This window comes from Streptococcus sp. FSL W7-1342 (assembly GCF_037966635.1).
Classification (GTDB): Bacteria; Bacillota; Bacilli; order Lactobacillales; family Streptococcaceae; genus Streptococcus; species Streptococcus salivarius_D.
The window spans coordinates 136488-153524 of sequence record NZ_CP150200.1; the positions used below are offsets into that span (position 1 = coordinate 136488).

The following is a 17037-nucleotide window of genomic DNA, read 5'->3' on the forward strand; positions in this document are numbered from 1 at the left end:
TCGTGATTATCTGAGTGGGTAATCAATCTACTATCTGTTGTTGTTTTGAATTATATTATAAGGAGTTAACATGACAAAATATATTTTCGTCACTGGTGGTGTGGTATCTTCAATTGGTAAAGGGATTGTAGCTGCAAGTCTTGGACGTTTGCTTAAGAATCGTGGTCTTAAGGTTACGATTCAAAAATTCGATCCTTACATCAATATTGACCCAGGGACAATGAGTCCTTACCAACACGGTGAAGTTTATGTGACTGATGATGGTGCTGAAACTGACCTTGACCTTGGTCACTACGAACGTTTTATTGATATCAATCTTAATAAATACTCTAACGTGACTACTGGTAAGATTTATAGCGAAGTTTTGCGTAAGGAACGTAAAGGGGAGTATCTTGGTGCGACTGTTCAGGTGATTCCGCATATCACAGATGCTTTGAAAGACAAGATTAAGCGTGCAGCGACAACGACTGATTCAGATGTCATTATCACTGAAGTTGGTGGTACGGTTGGGGATATTGAAAGTCTCCCATTCCTTGAAGCACTTCGTCAAATGAAGGCTGATGTTGGTTCTGACAACGTTATGTATATCCACACAACGCTTCTTCCTTATTTGAAGGCTGCTGGTGAAATGAAGACAAAACCAACGCAACACTCTGTTAAGGAATTGCGTGGTTTGGGTATCCAACCAAATATGTTGGTTATTCGTACAGAACAACCTGCTGGTCAAGGGATCAAGAATAAATTGGCTCAGTTCTGTGATGTTGCACCTGAGGCTGTTATCGAATCACTCGACGTGGAACATATCTATCAAGTGCCACTTAATATGCAGGCTCAAGGTATGGATCAAATCGTTTGTGATCATTTGAAACTAGATGCTCCAGCTGCAGATATGACAGAATGGTCTGCTATGGTTGATAAGGTACTTAATCTTAAGAAGACAACTAAGATTGCCCTTGTTGGTAAGTACGTGGAGCTTCATGATGCTTACTTGTCAGTGGTTGAGGCACTTAAACACTCTGGTTTGGCAAATGATACTGCTATTGATATTGACTGGGTCAATGCTAATGATTTGACTGTCGAAAATGTTGCTTCTCGTTTGGCTGATGCTGATGGAATCATCGTGCCTGGTGGTTTCGGTCAACGTGGTACGGAAGGTAAGATTCAAGCTATTCGTTATGCACGTGAAAATGATGTGCCAATGTTGGGTGTCTGTCTTGGTATGCAATTGACATGTATTGAGTTTGCTCGTCATGTTCTTCACTTGGATGGCGCTAATTCAGCTGAGCTTGATCCAAACACAAAATATCCAATTATCGATATTATGCGTGATCAAATTGACATTGAAGACATGGGTGGTACTCTTCGTCTTGGTCTTTACCCATGTAAGTTGAAACCAGGTTCTAAGGCAGCTGCAGCTTATGGCAACCAAGAAGTTGTTCAACGTCGTCACCGTCACCGTTATGAATTTAATACTAAGTTCCGTGAACAGTTTGAGGCTGAGGGCTTTGTATTCTCAGGTGTGTCACCAGATAATCGTTTGATGGAAGTTGTAGAACTCCCAGACAAGAAATTCTTTGTGGCAGCGCAATACCACCCAGAATACCATAGTCGTCCAAATCATGCTGAAGAACTTTACACTGCCTTTGTGACAGCAGCGGTTGAAAATGCTAAATAATAAACTAGGACAGAGTGGGACAGCCTACTCTGTTTTTTATTGGCTCCTTTTATGCTAAAATAAAGGGAATAATAAGAAAGAACGAGGAAAACAAATGGCTAAATTCGGCTTTTTGTCAGTATTAGAAGAAGAATTGGATAAGCACCTGGACTATGATTTTGCGATGGACTGGGATAAAAAGAATCACGCTGTGGAAGTAACCTTTATCCTAGAAGCGCAAAACAGTAGCAATGTGGAGACTATTGATGATAAGGGTGAAGTATCTGATGAAGATGTTATTTTTGAAGACTACGTACTCTTTTATAATCCAGCAAAATCACGTTTTGATGAAGAGGACTACCTAGTGACAATCCCATATGAACCTAAGAAAGGTCTATCTCGTGAGTTTTTGGCCTATTTTGCGGAGACCTTGAATGAGGTGGCGACAGAAGGATTGAGTGACTTGATGGATTTTCTATCTGATGATGGACCTGAGGAATTTGGTTTGGTTTGGGACAAAGAAGCTTTCGAAAAAGGGAAAGCTCAACTTGAAGAGAAGGAATTTTTTGCTTATCCGAGGTATTAAAGGGAGCGAAAAGGGATGGATGCTTATTTAAAAGATCAGTTTGATTTTACAGGTGTTAAGGCTGCCTTACTCGTAGAGCAAAGTATTTTGGTCATTCTCAGAGATAATAAACCAGATATTCCTTGGCCAAATACATGGGAATTGCCAGGTGGTGGAAGAGAAGGTCAAGAAACGCCTCTTGAATGTCTTCAACGTGAGGTCTGGGAGGAGCTGGGCTTGACTTTGACAGAGGAATCGATTATTTGGTCGAAAATCTATCCTAGTATGTTGGATAAAGATAGGTCAGCTGTCTTTGTGGTTGGCCGAATTAGCCAAGAGCAGTATCGTGAGATTCGTTTTGGTGACGAGGGGCAGGAATTTAAACTAATGCCTGTAGAGGATTTTATAAAAGCAGAAGGTGTCATTCCCCAGTTGCAGGAACGAGTACGTGATTATGTGGAGAAGAAATGATGATAACACTTGAGAGAGTCGGAGCAGAAGATTTAGAAACGATTATTGCCATTCAAAGAGCCAGTTTTAAGGCAGTTTATGACAAATACCAAGATGAATATGATCCCTATCTAGAGGATTGCGAACGAATCAAGTGGAAACTGGTAGAGCGTCCCAATAGCTATTACTACTTTGTGAAAGACAACGAAGAGAAGATCGGATTTTTACGAGTTCAGACCAATGAAGAATTAACGGAAGCTTGGTTGGGAACGGCAGCGATTTTGCCCCAGTATCAAGGGAAAGGTTATGGTTCTGAGGGTCTGAGATTGCTAGAAATGGAATTTCCAACTGTCACACAATGGGATTTGTGTACGGTGTTACAGGATGCAGGCATGGTCACATTCTACGAGAAAAACGGCTATCGTCAAACCCATATCGAACCTGAAAAAGAAGGTATGGATATGGTCTACATGAAAAAAATGATAGAGAAATAGAAAGGAAGGTTCAGTTCTTCGACTGAATCTCTTATATAGGTTGATAAAATATATGGACAAATGGCAAGAACTAACGATTGAGGTTAATCGTGAGGTCGAAGAGGCGGCTTCTAATATTTTAATTGAATCTGGTAGTCAAGGTGTGGCTATTGATGATAGTGCAGATTATTTGGAAAATGCAGACCGTTTTGGTGAGCTTTATCCTGAGGTTGAACAGGTTGAGACGGTTAAAATTACGGCTTACTATCCTGAATCGGCAGATATCGAGGCTATTACTAAGCAGGTTAATGAGCGTTTGGCTGAGTTAACGGATTTTGGTCTTGAAACTGGAGATATTCACTTGGCTACTCAAGAATTGGTTGAAGAAGACTGGGCTGAGAATTGGAAGAAGTACTATGAACCAGCTCGCATTACCCACGATTTGACTATCGTACCGTCATGGACGGATTATGAGGCATCAGTAGGTGAGAAGATTATCAAGCTAGATCCTGGCATGGCCTTTGGAACCGGAACACACCCAACGACTAAGATGAGTCTTTTTGCACTCGAACAGGTGCTTCGTGGTGGCGAGACGGTGATTGATGTGGGAACTGGTTCGGGTGTCCTCTCGATTGCTAGCTCTCTTCTTGGAGCTAAGGAAATCTATGCCTATGACCTTGACGATGTGGCGGTTCGAGTGGCACAGGAAAACATTGATATGAATCCTGGCATGGAAAATATCCACGTTGCGGCAGGTGATCTTTTGAAGGGTGTAACTCAAGAAGCTGATGTTATCGTGGCTAATATTTTGGCGGATATTCTCATCCATCTGACGGAAGATGCCTACCGTTTGGTTAAGGATGAAGGTTATTTGATTATGTCAGGGATTATCTCTGAAAAATGGGATATGGTGCGTGAATCGGCTGAGAAAGCTGGTTTCTTCCTAGAAACTCACATGGTTCAGGGAGAGTGGAATGCCTGTGTCTTCAAAAAGACGGATGATATTTCAGGTGTGATCGGAGGCTAAATGCAACAGTATTTTATAAAGGGGCAGGTTGAAAATCCAGTAATCATCAAAGACAAGGATACTGTAAAGCATATGTTTAACGTTATGCGTTTAACAGAGGATGATCAGGTTGTCTTGGTTTTTGAAGACGGTATCAAGCGTCTTGCGCGTGTGACTGACCGTGAGAATCATATCTTTGAAGTGATTGAAGACTTAAATGATAATGTTGAGATGCCTGTATCTGTAACCATTGCCTCTGGCTTTCCCAAGGGAGATAAGCTAGAGTTGGTGACACAAAAGGCAACAGAGCTTGGAGCTCAGGCTATTTGGTCCTTCCCTGCCGACTGGTCTGTGGTTAAGTGGGATGGTAAGAAGCTTGCCAAGAAGGAAGATAAACTTGCCAAGATTGCTCTAGGAGCTGCAGAACAATCCAAGCGTAATCGTGTTCCAGAAGTTAGATTGTTCGAGAAGAAGGGGGAATTTCTACCAGAATTAGATAATTTTGATAAGATTTTTATCGCTTATGAGGAAACAGCCAAAGCAGGCGAGTTGGCTACTCTAGCTCGTGAGTTGGCTCAGGTAGAGAGTGGTCAGAAAATTCTCTTTATCTTTGGACCAGAAGGTGGTATTTCTCCGTCTGAGATTGATGCTTTTGAGGAAGCTGGTGGCCTTAAAATTGGCCTTGGACCGCGTATTATGCGGACGGAAACGGCTCCTCTCTACGCTTTGAGTAGTGTGAGTTATGCCCTAGAATTGAATAAATAAGAGAAAGTTGGCCTTGTTCCAACTTTTTCGTATTTGACACTTTTAAGCTAAGATTGAATCTTCTCATTGGTTTTGTATGACGAATCGAGTAATTCTAAAAAAGTTGATAATCTTATTTAGGTTTAATATAATTGTATTATCTTTATAAAAGGGGAAGATTTTTAATGAAAACGAATCGTTATGTGACTCAATCCGCTGTGGTTTTGGGCCTCTTTGCTCTCTTGACTGTGCCACAAGTCGTAGGGCAAGCCGATGAAGCAACGGCACCAGTACCAACTGCTTCTACCGAAACTGTGGCAGATAGTGGTGCATCAGTAGTATCAGGACAAGGAACTTCTGGGACAGCTGTTCAAGGAGGAACAGAGACTGTCTCTGCTACACCAACAACAGTAGCGACAAATGCATCTACAGAGCCATCAGCTAATACCTCAACGACCCAAGAGAGTCAAGAAGCCAGTGCTGTTTTGACGAATGCCAATCAGGTGACACCAGCAGTGCCAGTACAGGCTGAAACTGTTACAGAGCCTGCTCATGAGGGGCAGACCGTTGATATGCAGATTTTGTCAACAACAGACCTTCATACCAACTTAGTTAACTATGATTATTATCAAGATAAGCCGTCTCAAACAGTTGGTTTGTCTAAAACTGCTGTCCTTATCAAAAAAGCCCGTGAAACTAATCCCAATACGGTCTTAGTGGATAGTGGGGATACGATTCAGGGAACTCCTTTTGGGACTTATAAGGCCTTGATTGATCCTGTTGCCCAAGGTGAGACTCACCCTATGTACAAGGCTTTCGAGATGCTTGGGTATGACGCCGAAACGCTTGGAAACCACGAGTTTAACTATGGTCTAGAATTTTTGGATCGTATGGTTAAGGCTGCTAAGATTAACATTATCAATGCTAATGTGCGTAATGCTCAGACTGGTGATTACTATTACAATCCTTATAAGATTGTTAACAAGACCTTTACCGATACGGACGGCAAACAGGTAACACTAAAAATCGGTATTACTGGTGTCCTTCCAACACAAATTTTGGTTTGGGATAAGGCCAACCTTGAAGGTAAGGTAACCGTTGATGATCCAATGGAGGCTGTTAAGGCTATCGTTCCTAAGATGAAGGCTGCAGGAGCTGACTATATTCTTGTTGCTGCTCACTCTGGTATTGGTGACAATGAATACACTAAGAACGAGGAAAATGAAGGTTACCAAATTGCTGGTATCGAAGGTGTTGATGCTGTTGCGACAGGGCATTCTCATGCGGATTTCCCAAATGGAGATGGCACAAGTTTTTATGCGAAATACCCTGGTGTAGATGATGTCAATGGTCTAATCAATGGGAAACCTGTGGTTATGGCTGGTAAATTCGGGGATCATCTAGGTATCATGGATGTCAAATTGACTTACACGAATGGCAAATGGAAAGTTGTTAACAGTAAGGCTAAGCTTGAAAAGATTGACACTAAGTCAGATGTTGCGGACAAGGACTTAATTGACATGGCAGCTCATGATCATAATGGAACAATCAACTATGTTCGTAAGGAAGTTGGTGAGACTACAGCACCGATTACTAGCTACTTTGCTCAGGTTCAGGATGATCCATCTATTCAAATCGTTAATAATGCACAACTATGGTATGCTAAAAAACAAGTAGCGGGAACAGCAGATGAAAATCTCCCAATCCTCTCAGCAGCTGCACCTTTCAAGGCAGGGACTCGTGGAGATGCGACCTACTATACCGATATTCCAGCTGGTCCATTGGCCATTAAGAACGTAGCGGACCTCTACCTCTACGACAATGTTACTGCCCTACTCAAAGTGACTGGGGCACAAATTAAAGAATGGTTGGAAATGTCTGCAGGACAGTTCAATCAAATTGATCCTAACAGTAAAGAACCACAGCAACTCATTAACAGTAGCTATCGCTCATACAATTACGATGTGATTGATGGGTTGACTTATAAATTCGATTTGACACAACCTAACAAATATGATCGCGAAGGTAAGTTGGTTAACCCAGACGCTAGTCGTGTTCGTGACTTGGCTTATCAAGGGAAACCTATTGATTTGAATCAGACTTTCCTTGTCGTGACTAACAACTATCGTGCGACTGGTAACTTCCCTGGTGTTAAAGATGCTGCAGAAAAACGTCTCCTCAATCTTGAGAATCGTCAGGCCATCATTGACTATATTGTTAGTGAGAAAACGATTAATCCGAGTGCCGATGGAAATTGGAGTTTCGTCCCTAATATCACGAATGCAGATATCCGTTTTGCTTCATCTGACAATGCGCGTGCCCACCTTGCTGGTCAGGATGCCATTAGTTATGTAGGACCATCAACACAAGCCGGATTTGCAGAGTATCGTTTGGTTGTTAAGGAAAAGGCAAATCAAGTTGAGGATACGACTAAGAAAGAATCTGAGAAGTTACCAAAAGGTTCTGAGACAGCGGATCAAACTAAGCGTGAGACACCAAAAGCTATTGTAGGTGCCAGCGTGGCTAAACCTGTTCCAGCTATCCAATTGTCAAATGCTCAAGTCGTTATCTTGCCTCAAGCTCAAGTACAAGAAGCCCAAGGTTCAAGTTCAGTTAAGGCCTTGCCAAACACTGGTTCAGACGAATCTGTGTCAGCAACTTTAGCTGGTCTGGTTCTTATGACCTTGGCTGGATTCTTTGGAATCAAAAAACACGAAAAAAATTAAGCAAAGGAAAAAGCCCCTATCAGGGCTTTTTTGCTCTAGTTTTATCGTTGGTTAAAGTTCTTTTGTGCTTCTAGGATAATAGGTGCTAGACGTTCGATATCAGACTGTGTGCCGCGTAGCTCGAAGTCTCCCAACATTGGAAAGCCAAAACGTTGACTGTACTGTTTGGCGGTTAGGCAGTACTGGTTATTGAAGTTACGGTTACCAGAACCGATGATACCAAAGCAACGTTCATGATTGTCATGGGCTGCGATAAAGTCCCCCAGTGGATTGGTTAGGATTTCAACATCTCCATTGTCAACGCCATTTCCTCCTTCAAGGTAGGTTGGCAAGAGTGCGACAAAGGGTTCATCTACTTGGAAGGTTTCATGATTAAGTTCTTTAATATTGATTTGGCGACATTCAATCCCGTGGTTGAGGGACAGATAGTCAGACATACGTTTGACAAAGCTTTGGGTATTACCGCTTAGACTAATATAAACGAGGGTAAGTTGAGACATAAGCGTCCTCTTTCTATCTATATCTTGTGTTTGTTCAATCATTCTAACACAAGATATTGTGCTTTTCAAGTTAGCTCCTTGCGCTTAAGAATTGCCTATCTAGCTCTTTTTCTTTACTTGTAAAAGTGATAAAATAAAGGTTATTAAAAGAAGCGAAGGAAGAAATCATGGCTAAAGATAAAAATGTAACAGGAGAAGAAATTTTAGACATTTGCTCGGCCTACATGTCAGCAGATGATTTGAAATTAGTTGAAAAAGCCTGGCATTATGCGACAGATGCTCATAGTGGGCAATCTCGTCAGTCAGGAGAACCTTATATTATTCACCCTATTCAAGTGGCAGGTATCCTGGCAGATCTCCATCTTGATGCAGTGACAGTAGCCTGTGGTTTCTTACACGATGTCGTTGAAGACACCGAAAAAACGCTCGATGATTTGGAAGCGGATTTTGGTACGGATGTACGAAATATCGTGGACGGTGTTACTAAGCTTGGTAAGGTTGAGTACAAGTCCCACGAGGAGCAGTTGGCTGAAAATCACCGTAAGATGCTTATGGCCATGTCTAAGGATATCCGTGTCATCTTGGTTAAATTGGCCGATCGTTTGCACAATATGCGTACCCTTAAGCATCTTCGTAAGGATAAGCAAGAGCGCATTTCTCGCGAAACTATGGAAATCTATGCTCCTTTGGCTCACCGTTTGGGTATCAGCCGTATCAAATGGGAACTGGAAGATATGGCCTTCCGTTATCTTAATGAGGTGGAATTTTACAAGATTTCTCACATGATGAAGGAAAAACGTCGTGAGCGTGAGGAACTTGTGGACGAGATTGTCGATAAAATTAAGACTTACACAGCTGAGCAAGGACTTGTTGGTGATGTTTATGGTCGTCCAAAGCACATCTACTCTATTTATCGTAAGATGCGCGACAAGAAAAAGCGCTTCGATCAAATCTATGATTTGATTGCCATCCGTTGTGTCATGAAGACGCATAGTGATGTTTATGCCATGTTGGGATACATCCATGAGCTCTGGCGTCCGATGCCTGGCCGTTTTAAAGACTATATTGCCAATCCTAAATCCAATGGTTACCAGTCTATCCATACAACGGTTTATGGACCAAAAGGGCCTATTGAAATCCAAATTCGTACCAAGGAAATGCACCAAGTTGCCGAATACGGGGTTGCAGCTCACTGGGCTTACAAGAAAGGTATCAAGGGCAAGGTAGATTCGAAAGAGTCTGCTTTGGGAATGAACTGGATCAAAGATCTTGTTGAACTTCAAGATGCCTCAAATGGTGATGCTATGGGGTTTGTTGACTCTGTTAAGGAGGATATCTTCTCAGAGCGTATTTATGTCTTTACGCCAAATGGTGCTGTTCAGGAATTACCTAAAGATTCAGGACCTATTGACTTTGCCTATGCCATCCATACTCAAGTCGGTGAGAAGGCCACAGGTGCTAAGGTTAATGGCCGTATGGTACCCTTGACTGCCAAACTCAAGACAGGCGATGTGGTTGAAATTGTCACCAATGCCAATTCCTTTGGTCCTAGCCGTGACTGGATTAAGATGGTTAAGACCACCAAGGCCAGAAATAAAATTCGTCAATTCTTTAAAAATCAGGACAAGGAAGCCTCTATCACCAAAGGTCGTGAGCTGTTGATTGCCTACTTCCAAGAGCATGGCTATATTGCCAATAAGTACCTAGACAAGAAACATATTGAGGAGATTCTCCCTCGTATGAGTGTGCGTAGTGAAGAAGCTCTCTATGCCGCTGTTGGTTTTGGTGAAATTAGTGCTGCTGCTGTTTTCAATCGTTTGACAGAAAAAGAACGCCGTGAGGAAGAGCGTGCTAAGGCAAAAGCTGAAGCTGAAGAGCTAATGAACGGTGGCGAAGTTAAGACTGAGAAGAAAGAAGTTCTCAAGGTTAAGAGTGAAAATGGCGTCATCATTCAAGGTGCTTCAGGTCTCCTCATGCGTATCGCTAAGTGTTGTAACCCAGTACCTGGAGATGAGATTGAAGGTTATATCACCAAGGGCCGTGGAATTGCTATTCACCGTTCAGATTGTAATAATATCAAGAGTCAAGAAGGTTATGAGCAACGTCTAATCGAAGTGGAGTGGGATGAACGTAATGCCAATAAATCTTATTTGGCAGAGATTGACATCTATGGCCTTAACCGTTCTGGTCTGTTGAATGATGTTCTTCAAATCTTGTCAAATACGACCAAGAGCATTGCTACGGTCAATGCACAACCGACTAAGGACATGAAGTTTGCCAATATTCACGTTAGCTTTGAAATTGCAAACCTTATTGAATTGACTGGTCTTGTGGATAAGATTAAAATTATCCCTGATGTTTACAGTGTTAAACGTACGAATGGTTAAGGAGTTACTGCGATGAAGATTGTAATTCAGCGTGTGCAAAGTGCCTCTGTGGTTATTGAGGATTTTACGGTTGGTGCTATTAATCAGGGCCTCTTACTTTTGGTCGGGGTTGGTCCAGAGGATACCAAAGAGGATCTGGATTATGCGGTTCGTAAGATTGTCAATATGCGCATTTTTTCAGATGAAGATGGCAAGATGAATCTTTCTGTTAAGGATATTGGCGGCCAGATTTTGTCGATTTCTCAGTTTACGCTTTTTGCAGATACGAAAAAGGGGAATCGACCAGCATTTACGGGTGCTGCAAAGCCCGACATGGCTAGCCAGTTCTATGACGATTTCAACCAATCCTTGTCAACTCATGTTCCTGTAGAAAGAGGCCGCTTTGGTGCAGATATGCAGGTTAGTCTGGTCAATGACGGACCTGTGACCATTATTTTAGATACTAAAAATAGATAAACAAACTATTTCTCGCCTTGATATGATACCTCTTAAGTAGACAAGGTAAATACCTAAAATCTACTTAAGAGGTATTTTTATGTCTAGAAGAGAAAGATTCACCCCATACGAGAAAGAACAAGCTTGTCTCGATTATATTAATGGAAATCGTTCCAGATCTGAAATATGTAACTGTCTCCATATTTCCACAAGGACGATTCAAGATTGGGCCGCCATCTATAAAAAATATGGGATTTTAGGATTCACAAAGAAAACAAAAAACAGTTCCTATTCAAAAGAATTTAAAATGGAACTTGTAGAAAAATGTATTAGTGGTGAGGCTTCATCTATTGATTTAGGTCATCAGTATGATATTTCTTCAGGACTTTTAAGAAAGTGGATTAGGATGTGTAATGCCAATATAGAACTTAAGGATTACAATCCAAAACAGGGGGTCTATATGGCAAAAGCAAGACGTAAAACTACTATTGATGAGCGTAAAGAGATTGTCAATTATTGTATTGAACACAATCGCAATTATAAGGAAACGGCGTCACTTTATGATGTTTCTTATAGCCAAGTGTATTCGTGGGTGAAAAAGTATGATAGTGATGGTGAAGAAGGTTTAGTTGACAAAAGGGGTCATCACAAACTAGATGATGAGGTTGATGAATTAGAACGTTTACGAAGAGAAAATGTGCGCTTAAAACGTCAGTTAGAAGAAAAGGATATGGCTGTTGAACTCTTAAAAAAAGTGAAAGAATTCGGAAGGATGTGAGGCTAGGGAAACAGCGCCACGAATCAAAATACTTAGCGATTGAAGACTTCAACACAAATAAAGGGTGGAGCATTAGCTGGATGTGTCATCAGCTCGGCATTACGAGGTCTGCATTTTATAAATGGAAACATAGAATAGTTCCAGAACAAGAACAATTAAACAGCGAAATTGCGGAATTAATTAAAGAATATGACGAACGTTTTTCACACATCTTGGGATACCGAAGAATGACCGATTGGATCAATCATTTCAATCATACGAATTACTCAAGAAAGAGAATTCACCGAATTATGAAAATACTCGATATTCACGCTTTTATCCGTAAGAAAAGGAAAAAATACAAGACTGCCAAGTCTGAAGAAACTGCAGAAAATAAGTTATCAAGAAACTTCTATACGACTGCTCCGAACAAAAAATGGGTAACAGATGTTACAGAGTTTAAGATTCCTAACTCTCATAAGAAACTTTATCTGAGTGCCATACTTGATTTATATGACCGCTATCCTATTGCTTTTGTCATAAGTGGTCGAAATGACAATCGGCTAGTCTTCAAAACATTTGACAAAGCTATTGAAAAAAATCCCACAGCTAAGCCTATATTTCACAGCGATAGAGGGTTTCAATATACCAATAAAAACTTTCAAAAAAAGCTGAAAGATACTGATATGATTCAATCCATGTCAAGAGTAGGCCATTGTATTGATAACGGACCAATAGAAGGTTTTTGGGGAATTATAAAATCGGAAATGTATCAGATGTATGAGATTTCAGATGAGGCCTCCCTCCGATATGCCATCAAAGACTATATCCGATTTTACTGTCAAGAGCGTCCACAAAGCAGATATGACTGTAGAACGCCTTTGGAAGTCAGAAACGCTGCCTTAACATCAGAACATCCTTTGTCATACCCAATCGCTAAGAATAACAAAATTGAAAAGTACAAGTCAAAGTGGTCTGCATAAAAAAACAGCCGTACATTTATTTTGTACGACTGACCTTCAAAAACAGACACTTTTTTAGATATTTAACCTGTCTACTTGACAGGGGGCATATCACCTTGTGTGAGAGGTGGTTTTTTTTAATTCTCTCACATGAACTATTTAGGTGATGGATTTTCATTATTTAGGATTTATTTTTTCATTTTAAGTAGACTGAATCAAGTGAATATTTAATGAAATTAGAAAATGTTGCTCTCAAATTTCTGAAAAAACCTGACCATTCATGATGAAAAAATTACCGTTTACGAGGATTACCGGAAATTCCCTTGTCTTACAAAAAAGATTAAGTTAACATTAGTTTCATAAGAAACACCAAGCGATTTTTATGAAACTAAAAATAACTCGAGTTTACAGCATGCAAATACAAATAGTGATAATTTGAAACGCCGAGGTGATTTAAACTTTTTTAGAGGGATAGAGAGATATGTCAAAGAAAGTAGCGTCAACTAAATTATTATCAGGTTTGTTTGTAGCCGGTGGTGTCCTAGGGATGAATCAGGTCGCCAAGGCAGATAACGTGGTCAGTTCAGAAGCAACAAAACCAGTTATTACAACTGAAGCAGATAACTTGGTGGTGGTACCAACTGAGGCCGTTGCTCCAGTAGCGACAACAGAAGTAGGTCCATCATCTGCCGCTGTTGCGACAGATACTGCAACAACAGCGACAGCTTCTACAATCTTTTCACAAGCTGTGCCAGAAGAGAGTGCTAGTTCAGAAACGCTTGTAGCCAGTGAAGCATTAGCTCCTGAGTCAGCTGCTGTGGAAACTATCACATCATCATCTGATAATGCTACTGAAGCAGGACGCCATTCAACTGCTCAAGTAACACCAGTTACAGAAGTGACAGAGCAAAACTTGAATGGTGATGCCTACTTGACAGATCCAGAAACAACAAAAGCAGCCTATAGCAAGACAGATGGTGATATTAATTATTCCGTTGTTGTATCTAATCCAACAGCAGAAACTAAGACGATGACTGTCAACTTGACACTTCAACATGCTTCAGAAATCATCGGTCAAGATAACGTTGACCTTACGCTAGCGGCAGGAGCTTCAGCTAAGGTTTCAAACTTGACAGTAGCGTCAGAGTGGTTGACAAACAATACAGGTTACTTGGTGACAATCAGTGTCAATGATAAATCAGGTAGTACTTTGTCAAGCAAGCGTGCTGGCTTGTCTGTTGAAGATGATTGGACAGTTTTCCCACGTTACGGTATCGTAGCAGGTTCGCCAACTGATCAAAACAGTATTCTTGTTAAAAATCTTGAAGCCTACCGTAAAGAGCTTGAGCTCATGAAGTCTATGAATATCAACTCATATTTCTTCTATGATGCTTATAACGAAGCTACAGATCCTTTCCCAGAGGGTGTCGATAGCTTTGTTCAAAAATGGAATACCTGGAGTCACACTCAAGTTGACACTAAGGCTGTTAAAGAATTGGTTGACCAAGTTCATAAGTCAGGTGCTGTTGCCATGCTTTATAACATGATTTCAGCAGATTCAAATCCAAAGAATCCAGCCCTTCCACTTGCTGCTTTGGCTTATAACTTCTACGATAGCTTTGGTAAGAAGGGTGAACCGATGACTTACACTATCGGTGATAACCCAACTCAAGTTTACTATGATCCGGCGAATCCAGATTGGCAAAAATACATCGCAGGTGTCATGAAATCAGCTATGGATCGTATGGGATTCGATGGTTGGCAAGGTGATACAATTGGTGACAACCGTGTGACTGATTATGAGCACCGTAACAGCACAGACGAGGCTGACTCACACATGATGTCTGATTCATATGCGTCATTTATTAATGCCATGAAAGACCTCATCGGTGAAAAGTACTACATCACAATCAATGATGTTAATGGTGGTAATGATGATAAACTAGCCAAGGCACGTCAAGATGTTGTGTATAATGAGCTTTGGACAAACGGTGGTTCAGTTATTCCAGGACGTATGCAGGTTGCCTATGGTGATTTGAAAGCACGTATCGATATGGTACGCAATAAAACTGGTAAATCACTTATCGTTGGTGCCTACATGGAAGAACCAGGTATTGACTATACTGTTCCTGGCGGAAAAGCAACTAACGGTGCGGGTAAAGATGCCCTTGCTGGTAAACCATTGCAAGCTGATGCGACACTTCTCGTAGATGCGACAGTAGCTGCAGCCGGTGGCTATCACATGTCCATTGCAGCCCTTGCCAATGCTAATGCAGCCCTTAACGTTCTTCAAAGTGCCTATTACCCAACGCAATACCTCAGTGTAGCTAAGGACACTATTCGTAAGCTTTACAATTACCAACAGTTTATCACTGCTTATGAAAATCTTCTCCGTGGTGAGGGTGTGACTAACAGCACTCAGTCTGTATCTACCAAGAATGCGGCTGGTGAAATCCTTTCTAAGGATGCTCTAGGTGTAACAGGAGATCAAGTTTGGACATTTGCTAAATCAGGAAAAGGTTTCTCAACTGTTCAAATGATTAACATGATGGGCATCAATGCGGGCTGGCATAATGAAGAGGGTTATGCGGACAATAAAACACCGGACGCACAAGAAAATCTCACAGTTCGTCTTAGCCTAGCAGGTAAAACAGCTCAAGAAGCTGCTAAAATTGCCAATCAAGTCTATGTGACGTCACCAGATGATTGGGCAACTTCAAACATGAAGAAGGCACAAGCAAGTCTTGAAACAGATGAAAATGGTCAACCAGTGCTTGTCATTTCAGTTCCTAAACTAACTCTTTGGAACATGCTCTATATCAAGGAAGACACAACAGCAACACCGGTAGAACCAGTTATCTTGAAACCAGTTACTAACCAAGCTGGTAAGAAAGTAGATAATACCGTAACATCTGAAGCAAGCTCAGAAACAGCTAAATCAGAAAATACAACAGTAACCAAAGATTCAGAGTCTCCAACTGATAAGAAACCATCTGTTGAAGCTCCTAAACTCGATGAAACAACTAAACCAGCACCATCAGTTGACGAGTTGGTAAACTCAGCAGCTGTTCCAGTGGCGATAGCTGTGTCAGAGACCGCACATGATAAGAAAGATGACAACTCAGTATCTAAGACGACAGCAATTTCAGAATCACATGCAGTAGTTGAACCAGTGGCTTCTTTGACAGAATCAGAAAGTCAGGCAAGCACTAGCCTTGTTTCAGAAACTACAAGCACAATTGTCTCAGTTGCTCCGTCAGAAGTCTCAGAAAGCACAACAGTATCATCGGAAGCATCAGAAACTGAAAATAGTTCAGAAGCATCGACTTCAGAGTCAACAATTTCAACGACGACAGCAATTTCAGAATCACATGCAGTAGTTGAACCAGTGGCTTCTTTGACAGAATCAGAAGGTCAGGCAAGCACTAGCCTTGTTTCAGAAACTACAAGCACAATTGTCTCAGTTGCTCCGTCAGAAGTATCAGAAAGCACAACAGTATCATCGAAGGTCTCAGAAACTGAAAATAGTTCAGAAGCATCAACTTCAGAGACTTCAGCATCTGAATCAGAGAATTCAATCAGCACAGTCGTTTCAGAATCAGAAGTAGTTGAAGAACCAGCTGTTTCATTGACAGAATCAGAAAGTCAAGTGAGCACTTCAGAAGTAACTTCGGCGATTTCAGAAACAGTAAGCACGTCTGAGGAAGTCCTCCTTGATGGACTATCAGAAAACATCAATAGTTGGAATAGACTCTCTGTAGCTCCTCGCGTCTCAGAAAACTTACCAAGTACTTCTGAAACGATTACAGAAGCAGCATCACTCTTTAGCAACTATGCAAGATATTCAGAAACAGCAAGTTCAGAAGCTCACTCTATGGTAGCAGCTTCTTCAGAAGTTTCTATTGAAAAATTAGCAGTATCTATCTTGAAAGATACTGAGGGAGGCTTGTATGATGCAACAACAATCAGAAATATTGTTGAGATGATTGATAGCATTACAACAAATGTCAGCTATACTCGCAGTAGCCGTCAAGACCTTGTCAATACAGCTTCGTCAGATAACACTTACAGTGGTAGTCAAGATCTTAACCTTGCAAGTAAGACAACGACGCAAACAGGTGAAAAAGGAACAACTGAAGACCTTAAGGCTACAATTGCTAAAACAGCAAAATCTCACAAGTGGGGAGAACATGCTGTAGCTATCCTTACAGCTATTGTCCTTGCAGGTGCGGCAACCCTTGCAGCTCTTCGTAACTTCTTGATGTCAAAAAAAGTTGATAAATAATAAGTAGAACTCTTTGTGTAAACAAGGAGTTTTCTTTATACTGGCTGCTATTTTTTCTGAAAATTGTGATACAATAGAAATAGTTTGAATATT

The 17037-nt window shown here is 41.1% G+C and carries 13 protein-coding genes; 12 read left to right on the forward strand and 1 reads right to left on the reverse strand.

All coding sequences use genetic code 11. The features are described 5' to 3' along the window. Positions 1-70 precede the first annotated feature (70 nt). The 7 genes from NSQ79_RS00815 (at position 71) to NSQ79_RS00845 (ending at position 7618) form a co-directional block, all read left to right on the forward strand. The gene (locus NSQ79_RS00815; RefSeq protein WP_073686610.1) at positions 71-1675 is read left to right on the forward strand and encodes a CTP synthase; all 1605 of its coding nucleotides are present in this window, start codon (positions 71-73) and stop codon (positions 1673-1675) included. A gap of 94 nt (positions 1676-1769) precedes the next feature. Next, positions 1770-2240: a DUF3013 family protein gene (locus NSQ79_RS00820; protein ID WP_014633685.1), complete on the forward strand. Its 471-nt coding sequence runs from the start codon at positions 1770-1772 to the stop codon at positions 2238-2240. Positions 2241-2255: 15 nt separating this feature from the next. Next, positions 2256-2690, forward strand: coding sequence for an NUDIX hydrolase (locus NSQ79_RS00825; RefSeq protein WP_013989958.1), 435 nt, complete (start codon positions 2256-2258; stop codon positions 2688-2690). Beyond that, on the forward strand, positions 2690-3163 hold the full coding sequence (locus tag NSQ79_RS00830; protein ID WP_041817322.1) for a GNAT family N-acetyltransferase: 474 nt from the start codon (positions 2690-2692) through the stop codon (positions 3161-3163). Before NSQ79_RS00825 ends, NSQ79_RS00830 begins: the two co-directional genes overlap by 1 nt. 52 nt (positions 3164-3215) lie before the next feature. Next, positions 3216-4169 carry a 50S ribosomal protein L11 methyltransferase gene (gene prmA, locus NSQ79_RS00835; protein ID WP_013989960.1) on the forward strand — a complete coding sequence of 318 codons (954 nt, stop codon included), beginning with the start codon at positions 3216-3218 and terminating at the stop codon, positions 4167-4169. Further along, positions 4170-4913 carry a 16S rRNA (uracil(1498)-N(3))-methyltransferase gene (locus NSQ79_RS00840; protein WP_048790369.1) on the forward strand — a complete coding sequence of 248 codons (744 nt, stop codon included), beginning with the start codon at positions 4170-4172 and terminating at the stop codon, positions 4911-4913. Positions 4914-5077: 164 nt separating this feature from the next. Next, the gene (locus NSQ79_RS00845; protein ID WP_049529221.1) at positions 5078-7618 is read left to right on the forward strand and encodes a bifunctional 2',3'-cyclic-nucleotide 2'-phosphodiesterase/3'-nucleotidase; all 2541 of its coding nucleotides are present in this window, start codon (positions 5078-5080) and stop codon (positions 7616-7618) included. Between the two features lie 41 nt (positions 7619-7659). Here NSQ79_RS00845 and nrdI read toward each other — a convergent pair whose 3' ends face one another. Next, entirely contained in the window at positions 7660-8118 is a 459-nt protein-coding gene (gene nrdI, locus NSQ79_RS00850; protein WP_013989963.1) for a class Ib ribonucleoside-diphosphate reductase assembly flavoprotein NrdI, read from the reverse strand. A 167-nt stretch (positions 8119-8285) separates the two neighbouring features. Between nrdI and NSQ79_RS00855 the strand changes: the two genes are divergently transcribed. From NSQ79_RS00855 to NSQ79_RS00875, 5 genes are all read left to right on the forward strand, one after another. After that, a complete protein-coding gene (locus NSQ79_RS00855) occupies positions 8286-10505 on the forward strand; it encodes a bifunctional (p)ppGpp synthetase/guanosine-3',5'-bis(diphosphate) 3'-pyrophosphohydrolase (RefSeq protein ID WP_049529220.1) in 2220 nt (739 codons plus the stop codon). 12 nt (positions 10506-10517) lie between these two features. Then, positions 10518-10961 (forward strand): D-aminoacyl-tRNA deacylase, encoded by a 444-nt coding sequence (gene dtd, locus NSQ79_RS00860; protein WP_049529219.1) that lies wholly within the window; start codon positions 10518-10520, stop codon positions 10959-10961. A gap of 79 nt (positions 10962-11040) precedes the next feature. Then, a complete protein-coding gene (locus NSQ79_RS00865; RefSeq protein WP_175062532.1) occupies positions 11041-11718 on the forward strand; it encodes a helix-turn-helix domain-containing protein in 678 nt (225 codons plus the stop codon). After that, complete coding sequence (locus tag NSQ79_RS00870; RefSeq protein ID WP_045771628.1) at positions 11715-12680, forward strand: IS3 family transposase; 966 nt, start codon at positions 11715-11717, stop codon at positions 12678-12680. Before NSQ79_RS00865 ends, NSQ79_RS00870 begins: the two co-directional genes overlap by 4 nt. 460 nt (positions 12681-13140) lie before the next feature. Then, complete coding sequence (locus NSQ79_RS00875; RefSeq protein WP_175062533.1) at positions 13141-16944, forward strand: glycoside hydrolase family 66 protein; 3804 nt, start codon at positions 13141-13143, stop codon at positions 16942-16944. Positions 16945-17037: the final 93 nt, after the last annotated feature.

What these genes read in the sequence shown, in the direction of transcription:
- NSQ79_RS00865 (WP_175062532.1), top strand. Translation starts at nt 11,041, where the DNA reads ATGTCTAGAAGAGAAAGATTCACCCCATACGAGAAAGAACAAGCTTGT.
- NSQ79_RS00855 (WP_049529220.1), top strand. Translation starts at nt 8,286, where the DNA reads ATGGCTAAAGATAAAAATGTAACAGGAGAAGAAATTTTAGACATTTGC.
- prmA (WP_013989960.1), top strand. Translation starts at nt 3,216, where the DNA reads ATGGACAAATGGCAAGAACTAACGATTGAGGTTAATCGTGAGGTCGAA.
- NSQ79_RS00840 (WP_048790369.1), top strand. Translation starts at nt 4,170, where the DNA reads ATGCAACAGTATTTTATAAAGGGGCAGGTTGAAAATCCAGTAATCATC.
- NSQ79_RS00875 (WP_175062533.1), top strand. Translation starts at nt 13,141, where the DNA reads ATGTCAAAGAAAGTAGCGTCAACTAAATTATTATCAGGTTTGTTTGTA.
- nrdI (WP_013989963.1), bottom strand. Translation starts at nt 8,118, where the DNA reads ATGTCTCAACTTACCCTCGTTTATATTAGTCTAAGCGGTAATACCCAA.
- NSQ79_RS00825 (WP_013989958.1), top strand. Translation starts at nt 2,256, where the DNA reads ATGGATGCTTATTTAAAAGATCAGTTTGATTTTACAGGTGTTAAGGCT.
- NSQ79_RS00830 (WP_041817322.1), top strand. Translation starts at nt 2,690, where the DNA reads ATGATAACACTTGAGAGAGTCGGAGCAGAAGATTTAGAAACGATTATT.
- dtd (WP_049529219.1), top strand. Translation starts at nt 10,518, where the DNA reads ATGAAGATTGTAATTCAGCGTGTGCAAAGTGCCTCTGTGGTTATTGAG.
- NSQ79_RS00845 (WP_049529221.1), top strand. Translation starts at nt 5,078, where the DNA reads ATGAAAACGAATCGTTATGTGACTCAATCCGCTGTGGTTTTGGGCCTC.
- NSQ79_RS00820 (WP_014633685.1), top strand. Translation starts at nt 1,770, where the DNA reads ATGGCTAAATTCGGCTTTTTGTCAGTATTAGAAGAAGAATTGGATAAG.
- NSQ79_RS00815 (WP_073686610.1), top strand. Translation starts at nt 71, where the DNA reads ATGACAAAATATATTTTCGTCACTGGTGGTGTGGTATCTTCAATTGGT.